The following is a 7,312-nucleotide window of genomic DNA, read 5'->3' as shown; positions in this document are numbered from 1 at the left end:
GGGCGCGCAGGAAAAAATGAAATCTTTGCTGAAACAAAACGGCGCCAAACTCATCGGCAACATCGTAAAAATCGATGACTGCAACAGCGCGGCAAGTTTCATTACCACGCCCGCATGGATGCTGACCGGCGACAAACGCTATTTCCTCTCCCTGCCCTCCGCCGGCATTGCTGAAAAAGAATTGGCGGATGCGGCGCGGTTTGGTACGAAATTGCGCGATACACTATTGAACCAACAGCCTTTGGACGAAACCCTGTTTCAAAACATGGGCGCGGTGACAGTCAATGAAAAACTGATTTTCAGCGAACGCGCCGCCGGCCGTAGCTTCTTCGTCTGGGGCAAGCTTTTGATGGCGGCAGGCCGTATTTCTCCGCTCTTGCGCCGTGCGCTGCTGTGCTTCTACATCGTCTTTTTATTGGCGATGATTTTAGTGGTTTTGCCCGTCAGCGTGATTTTGAAAAAACTGCTGCATCCGTTGCTCAAAGGCCGTCTGAAAAAGCTGGCGGATTATTATGGACAACCGTCAGGCAGATAATACGTTTCAGACGGCCTCAAACTAGGAATCCATCATGCCCGAAGTTATCCACTACCCCGAGCGCCGTCGCTTTCAAATCGATATTGACGGTTTGGAAGCAGGCTATATCAGCTATACCGAACATAACGGCGGCTGGGACGTAAACCATACCGTGGTCTCGCCCAACTTCCGTCATCGCGGCATTGCCAAACTGCTGGTGGATGCGCTGATGGAATACGCCGAAACACACCACATCCCGTTAACTGCAAGCTGCGACTACGCGGCGCGGTTTATCGGTTGATTATTTTGACAAACACATCATGACATCGAATAACACACTCAAAGACGTTTATCTCAACCGCGTTTCTGCCTTCTTGCCCAATGCCCCCGTCGGCAATAACGAAATGGAAGCCGTCCTCGGCATGGCAGGCGATGTGCCGTCACGCGTGCGCCGTATGATTTTGCGTTCCAACGGCATTTTGTCGCGCCATTACGCCATCGACCCCGAAAGCCGCCGCACGACGCACACCAATGCCGAGTTGGCTGCCGAAGCGGTCAACGGTCTGTTTGCCCAAGGCGTTCCAGCAGAAGCCATCGGCAGCCTGGCATGCGCCACTTCCTATCCCGACCAAACCATGCCCGGACACGGCGTGATGGTGCATGGTTTGCTGGATATGCCGCCTTGCGAAGTGTTCAGCATGGCAGGCGTATGCGCGGCAGGTATGGCGGCGATGAAACACGCCTACAACGCCGTGCGTACCGGCGAACACGCACATGCGGTTTCCGTGGCTTCCGAAAACGCCTCGGCGGTCATGCGCGGCGAAGTGTTCCAAAGTGAAACCGACCATAAAAAACTGGAAAACGCATCCCCCGAAATCGGGTTTGAAAAAGACTTTTTGCGCTGGATGCTGTCTGACGGCGCAGGCGCGGTGTATCTGTCCGACCGCCCCAATTCAGACGGCCTCAGCCTGAAAATCCATTGGATAGACCTGCTTTCCTACGCCAACGAAATGCCGCCCTGCATGTATGCCGGCGCAGAATTCCGCGACGGCGTATTTGAAGGTTGGAAACACGCCGATGCCGATTACGGCCGCCGCCACAGCCTGATGGCGGTCAAGCAGGACGTCAAACTGCTGAACGAAAACATCGTCCGCTATACAGTGGAAAAACCCCTCTCCCAAATCGCCGCCAAACACGGCATCCGCGCCGAAGAAATCGATTGGTTCCTGCCCCACTACTCTTCCGGCTTTTTCCGCGACCGCCTTTCAGACGGCCTGAAAAACATCGGCTTCGACATTCCGCAGAAAAAATGGTTTACCAATCTGCACAGCAAGGGCAACACGGGTTCGGCCTCGATTTACATCATCCTTGAAGAATTTATGCGCACTTTCCCTATCGAACATGGCCAAAAAATCCTGTGTTACGTTCCGGAAAGCGGCCGTTTTTCAACATGTTTCATGCTTTTGGAAGCAGTAAAGGCTGTCTGAATGAAGATTGACGACATCCCTCAAGACAACAGCGCCAGCTACCATGGCCACCGCAAAGTCATCTACGGCACCCGCGACGGCCACTACGAAGCAGCCACCAGCAACGGTTGGCAGGACGAAGCCTACGCCACAGAAATGGCGGTGTTCGAACTCGATGCCCAAACGCAGGCCGCGCGCGAAGCCGTCGAAAAAGGCGAATATTCGCCGCTGTACTACCATATGTTCCGCTGTCGTTATGATGAAACCGGCTTGGCCATGTCTGCAGGCGTATGGAAATGGCAGCTTCGTCGGCATTTCCGTCCCAAAGTGTTCGCCAAACTACCGGCCAAAACCCTGCAAAAATACGCCGATGCCTGCCAAATCAGCATAGACGACCTCAAACAAACCAATATTTAAAGCCCCTCATGATTACCCTGCATTCGCTCGACCAATCCCGCGCCCTGCGCATTGTTTGGCTACTTGAAATCCTCGGTACGCCTTACCGCCTGCAAACCTACCACCGTCATCCTGACACTTTGCTCGCCCCTGACGAACTCAAAGCCATCCATCCCTTGGGCAAATCGCCTTTATTGGACGATGACGGCTTTATCTTGGCGGAAAGCGGCGCGATTACCGACTATCTGATTCAAACCTACGGCAACGGCCGTCTGATGCCCGAACGCGACAGCCGCGAATACTGGCAATATCAACGCTGGCTGCATTATGCCGAAGGTTCACTGATGCCGTTATTGCTGCTCGGACTGGTGTTCCGCCGGATTGAAAGCGCGCCCATGCCGTTTTTCGTCAAACCGATTGCCCGCAAAATCAGCGGCAGCGTCAAAAGCAGCTTTATCCATCCGCAAGCCGCGCTGCATCTTGCCCACATCAACAGCGAATTGGAAAACCGCAAATGGTTGGTCGGCAACAGCCTCAGCGGTGCCGACATCATGATGAGTTATCCGCTGCAAGCCGCAGCCGACCGCTTCGATTTTGCCGACTACCCCAATATCCGCGCTTATTTGCAACTCATCGAAGCGCATGAAGCCTACCGCCGTGCCGTTGAAAAAGCAGGTTCGCCTTTATTGAAACTTGACCAATAAAACAAGGCCGTCTGAAATATTTTCAGACGGCCTGAAATCTTGGTTCACTTATCGAATAGCTTTGCAGCAAACGGCATTTTTACCCAAGCGCCGCCCGAGTGCTTTGTTCCCCCTCGCCGTTCCACTATAATGGCAACCCATATCCTTCTAAAAAATAACACCATGCCAACCGACAACCGCCCGACTCTTGCCATCGACACCAGCACATCCTTTCTGTCCATCGCATTGGAACATCAAGGCGAGATCCGCCTGTTTCACGAAAACGTTGGCACCAAGCAATCCGAACAAATCCTGCCGCAAATCGAACGCCTCTTTAAAGAAGCGGGCATCACGGCCGCCGATTTGGGCTGCATCGTCTATGCACAAGGCCCCGGTGCATTTACCGGCCTGCGTATCGGCGCGGCGGTTGCACAAGGTTTGGCCACGCCGTTTGACACGCCCATGATCGGCATTCCCTGCCTCGATGCCGCCGCTTCGCTGCTGCCGCCATCCAGTTGCGTACTGGCGGCCACCGATGCGCGCATGGGCGAAGTATTCTACGCATGGTTTGATACGCAAAACCACGTCCGCTTGAGCGATTACACGGTTGGCAAAGCCGCCGCCATTACCGCGCCCGAGGGCAAAACGCCTAGCGGCGGCATCGGCAATGCCTTTGCCCTCGCCGACAAACCGCCTTTTGACGGTCAGGCCGATATGCTGACCGCCGCCGATTATCTCAAACTTGCCCGCAGCGGCCGCTATGTTGCCACCGATGCGGCACACGCCGAGCTGCTCTACGTCCGCAATAAAATTGCCCTGACCGCGCAAGAGCAAGCCCAACAAAAGGCCAAACCGTGAACCTGCGCCCAGCCGTACTTGCCGACTGCTCCATCCTTGCTGCCATCGATGCACAAGGCAATCCTTCGTCGTGGACGGCGCAGCAGTTTGAATCGGCGGTTCAACACCATCCAGACAGCGTTTGGCTCAGCCAGACCGACCACCAAATTGCCGGCTTTATCGTGTGGCAAACCGTGTTTGACGAATCCGAGCTGCACCTGATTGCCGTCGCGCCCGAATACCGCCGCCAAGGCATTGCGTCCGCCCTGCTGCAACACTGGCAAAACGCAGTGCAACGGCAAGGCGCAACCCGATTGCTGCTCGAAGTCCGTGCAAGCAATGAAACCGCGCAACAGCTCTACCGCAAACACGGCTTCCAAACCTGCGGCCACCGCAAAAACTACTACGCCCTGCCCGACGGTGGCAGCGAAGATGCCGTATTGATGGAGAAATCATGTTAAGCAGCCGCTACCTGCACCTGCACGAAGCCTTGGGTTTGGGCCCGATGTGGCTGAACCGAAACGCCAAAATCATCTATGCCGTGCCCCAAGCAGCAGCCGCGCCCGTCCGCCCCAAAACCATTGCCGCCGATACCGCGCAAGCCGTGCGCACTTTATCCGCAGGCGCCCATCAGGCACGCACCGCCGCCATTGCCACTGCGCAAACGGCCAAACCTGCTGTCCGCGTTCCCGAAGCGGCGCCCAAGGCCATGGCCGAAACACCGGCAAAAACAGAAAAAGCCGTGCATTCAGACAATCTGCCCCGTCTTGACGTAACCATCAGGCCGTCTGAAATCATGGTGGTCAGCATTTGTCCGTCCACCGAAGACAGCCTGCACGGTACGCTGTTTAGCGGCGACGTCGGCACGCTTCTCGACAACATCCTCGCCGCCATCGGCCTCAAGCCCGAGCAGGCGCACAAAACCGCATGGGTCAAAACCGCGCCCGTGTTCACCGCCCTGCCCGATGCCGAACACATCCGCGCCGAGCTTGCCGAAATGCAAAACGAGCTGACCGCTTCGCAAGCGCGCGCAGTCTTGTTTCTCGGCAAAATCTTCGACAGCCCCGACATGATCGGGTTGATGAACGAATTGTGCGCAGAGCGGCCGCATTTCGTCATTCCCCACCCCGCCCGCCTGCTGATGCAGCCGCAACTCAAAGCTCAGGCTTGGCAAATCTTAAAGCCATTGAAACAGCTTTTGGCCAAGGCCGTCTGAACATTCTGTTCAACCTGCAATCAGGTTTTCCTCCGACAAAAAAAGGGCGTGTTCGACACGCCCTAATGTTTATCAATATTCCGCCGAATGCCAGAAAGGCTGACCCACCGTCGGCGTACTGGCGCGCGCTTTCTCACGCGCCTCCACAGGTTCCGCCTCATAAGCCAAACGGCCCGACTCGACCGCAAGCGCAAAAGCGTGTGCCATATTGACCGGATCGCCGCTGCGGGAAACGGCAGTATTCAGCAACACGCCGTCAAAACCCCATTCCATCACTTGCGCCGCCTGCGAAGGCAAACCCAAACCCGCGTCGATAATCAACGGCGTGTCGGGTAGGCGTTCGCGCAGGACTTTCAGCGCATAAGCATGAACCGCACCCAGACCCGTGCCAATCGGTGCCGCCCATGGCATCAACGCCTGACAGCCTGCGTCGAGCAGGCGGCGGCAGGCAACCAAATCTTCGGTGCAATAAGGCAGCACTTTGAAGCCGTCTTTAATCAGGATTTCCGCCGCTTCGACGAGCTGGAACACGTCGGGCTGCAACGTGTCATCATCGCCGATAAGTTCGAGCTTGATCCAATCGGTATCAAACACTTCGCGCGCCATTTGCGCAGTAGTCACGGCTTCCTGCACGCTTTGACAGCCTGCGGTATTGGGTAACACAGGCACGCCCATTTCCTCCAACAACGACCAAAAACCCTGCCCGTGCGCTTCGCCGCCGCTGCCGGCGCGGCGTAACGAAACGGTAATCATCGCCGGTTGCGCGATTTGGACAGACTGCTTGAGGATTTCCGGCGTCGGATAAGCAGCCGTACCGAGCAGCAGCCGTGAAGGGAAAGTTTCTCCGTATAGGGTAAACATGATGGATTCCTTTGTAATATTATTTTTGGGGCAATAGCCTTCTGAAAAATCGGTTTAGATAGTTTCCAAATAGTTCTCAAGTCCTTCGGCGACCTTAGTCGGAATAAACTCGGTAATTGTGTATTTCGCTACGCCTTCTCGGTGAAACGGGTCTTCTGCAATTAACTTTTCCACCTGTTCCCTGCATGATGCTTTCATCAGGATAACGCCGCCCGTCCGTGGCTGTTTGCGTCCAGACATAACAAATACACCTGCTTGATAATACTGTTCGAGATACGCAATATGCTCAGATAGGTAGGTTTCAACCGCAGCCAAGTCTTTAATATATTCCAACGATACGATAAACATTTCTTTTCCTTTTCTCAGCATTAAACCAATAGCGCAGCTATACGCGCAGTAAAACCGCTTATCCGCCGACTACCGGGCGCACAATGTCCACTTTATCGTTTTCGTTTAAAACCGTTTCCGCATACGCGCCTTTGGCGACAAAATGGGTATTGACGGCAACGGCAAACGGTTTTTGCGGCGTGGTTTGGGTGATAAGGTCGGCAACGGTTGTGCCGTTTAATGTGATGGCTTCATTGTTTAATATAATCTTCATGATGTTTGCTCCTCTTATCGGGCTTCTTATTTTCAGACGGTCTCATTCATTCCACAAAGCCTGAAACGCTTTAACCACGGCTTCGGGATTTTCCGCTTCGGTAACGGCGCGGACGACGGCGAGCGAAGAAACGCCGGTGGCAAGTACATCTTCAGCGTTGTTCAAATCGATGCCTCCGATGGCGACGACGGGCGTGCCGCGAGCCTGTTTCACATATTCGCGCAGTTTCTCCAAGCCTTGCGGGGCGGTGGGCATTTGTTTGGTCGTAGTCGGGAAAATCGCGCCGCTGGCGACGTAGCTAGGGTGCACGGACAAGGCGCGGTCGAGTTCGGCTACGGAGTGCGTACTCAAACCCAAGCGCAAACCGGCGGCGGCGATGGCGGCAAGGTCGGCGGTGTCCATGTCTTCCTGTCCGAGATGTACGCCGTATGCGCCCGCTTCTATCGCCTCGCGCCAGTGGTCGTTGATGAAAAGCTGGGTTGCGCTATTTTGACAGGCAGCGACGCAACGTTCGATTTCACGTTTCAACTCGTCACCATGCAAGGTTTTGCAACGCAGTTGCACCGTGTCGGCACCTGCTTTGACCATGCGCTCGACCCAGTCGGCAGTGGGAACGACGGCGTAAAATTTCAGGGGGGATTTGAGTGGCGGGAAGGTCATGACGGCTCCGAAAGGAATAATTCGTTGTTATATTATCAGAAAAGGCCGTCTGAATAATATTTGTTTTCAGACGGCCTG

General features: G+C 55.0%; 11 protein-coding genes and 1 pseudogene. 8 read left to right on the top strand and 4 right to left on the bottom strand.

All coding sequences use genetic code 11. The annotated features are described in order from the left end of the window. From ACTHSP_RS15740 to ACTHSP_RS15705, 8 genes and pseudogenes are all read left to right on the top strand, one after another. Positions 1-535: pseudogene (locus ACTHSP_RS15740) on the top strand (dialkylrecorsinol condensing enzyme); the annotation flags it as partial. Between the two features lie 34 nt (positions 536-569). Further along, positions 570-815, top strand: coding sequence for a GNAT family N-acetyltransferase (locus ACTHSP_RS15735; RefSeq protein ID WP_070646578.1), 246 nt, complete (start codon positions 570-572; stop codon positions 813-815). A gap of 19 nt (positions 816-834) precedes the next feature. After that, positions 835-2,001, top strand: coding sequence for a beta-ketoacyl-ACP synthase III (locus tag ACTHSP_RS15730; protein WP_440346410.1), 1,167 nt, complete (start codon positions 835-837; stop codon positions 1,999-2,001). Further along, a complete protein-coding gene (locus ACTHSP_RS15725) occupies positions 2,002-2,397 on the top strand; it encodes a hypothetical protein (protein ID WP_440346409.1) in 396 nt (131 codons plus the stop codon). Between the two features lie 8 nt (positions 2,398-2,405). After that, the gene (locus ACTHSP_RS15720; RefSeq protein WP_314512490.1) at positions 2,406-3,080 is read left to right on the top strand and encodes a glutathione S-transferase; all 675 of its coding nucleotides are present in this window, start codon (positions 2,406-2,408) and stop codon (positions 3,078-3,080) included. Between the two features lie 129 nt (positions 3,081-3,209). Next, a complete protein-coding gene (tsaB, locus tag ACTHSP_RS15715; RefSeq protein WP_440346411.1) occupies positions 3,210-3,917 on the top strand; it encodes a tRNA (adenosine(37)-N6)-threonylcarbamoyltransferase complex dimerization subunit type 1 TsaB in 708 nt (235 codons plus the stop codon). After that, complete coding sequence (gene rimI, locus ACTHSP_RS15710) at positions 3,914-4,357, top strand: ribosomal protein S18-alanine N-acetyltransferase (RefSeq protein ID WP_314512488.1); 444 nt, start codon at positions 3,914-3,916, stop codon at positions 4,355-4,357. Before tsaB ends, rimI begins: the two co-directional genes overlap by 4 nt. Next, positions 4,351-5,112, top strand: coding sequence for a uracil-DNA glycosylase family protein (locus tag ACTHSP_RS15705; protein WP_314512486.1), 762 nt, complete (start codon positions 4,351-4,353; stop codon positions 5,110-5,112). Before rimI ends, ACTHSP_RS15705 begins: the two co-directional genes overlap by 7 nt. Positions 5,113-5,184: 72 nt before the next feature. Here ACTHSP_RS15705 and ACTHSP_RS15700 read toward each other — a convergent pair whose 3' ends face one another. The 4 genes from ACTHSP_RS15700 to thiE are packed head-to-tail and all read right to left on the bottom strand — an operon-like array spanning position 5,185 to position 7,234. Then, the gene (locus ACTHSP_RS15700; protein ID WP_314512484.1) at positions 5,185-5,973 is read right to left on the bottom strand and encodes a thiazole synthase; all 789 of its coding nucleotides are present in this window, start codon (positions 5,971-5,973) and stop codon (positions 5,185-5,187) included. Between the two features lie 54 nt (positions 5,974-6,027). Then, positions 6,028-6,321: a YciI family protein gene (locus ACTHSP_RS15695; protein ID WP_314512482.1), complete on the bottom strand. Its 294-nt coding sequence runs from the start codon at positions 6,319-6,321 to the stop codon at positions 6,028-6,030. A 58-nt stretch (positions 6,322-6,379) separates the two neighbouring features. After that, positions 6,380-6,574, bottom strand: a complete 195-nt coding sequence (gene thiS / locus ACTHSP_RS15690) for a sulfur carrier protein ThiS (RefSeq protein WP_314512480.1) — start codon at positions 6,572-6,574, stop codon at positions 6,380-6,382. A 42-nt stretch (positions 6,575-6,616) separates the two neighbouring features. After that, on the bottom strand, positions 6,617-7,234 hold the full coding sequence (gene thiE, locus ACTHSP_RS15685) for a thiamine phosphate synthase (RefSeq protein WP_107867975.1): 618 nt from the start codon (positions 7,232-7,234) through the stop codon (positions 6,617-6,619). Between the last annotated feature and the right edge of the window lie 78 nt (positions 7,235-7,312).

This window comes from Neisseria sp. P0001.S005 (assembly GCF_051963715.1).
This window is presented reverse-complemented; position numbering and strand designations above follow the sequence as displayed.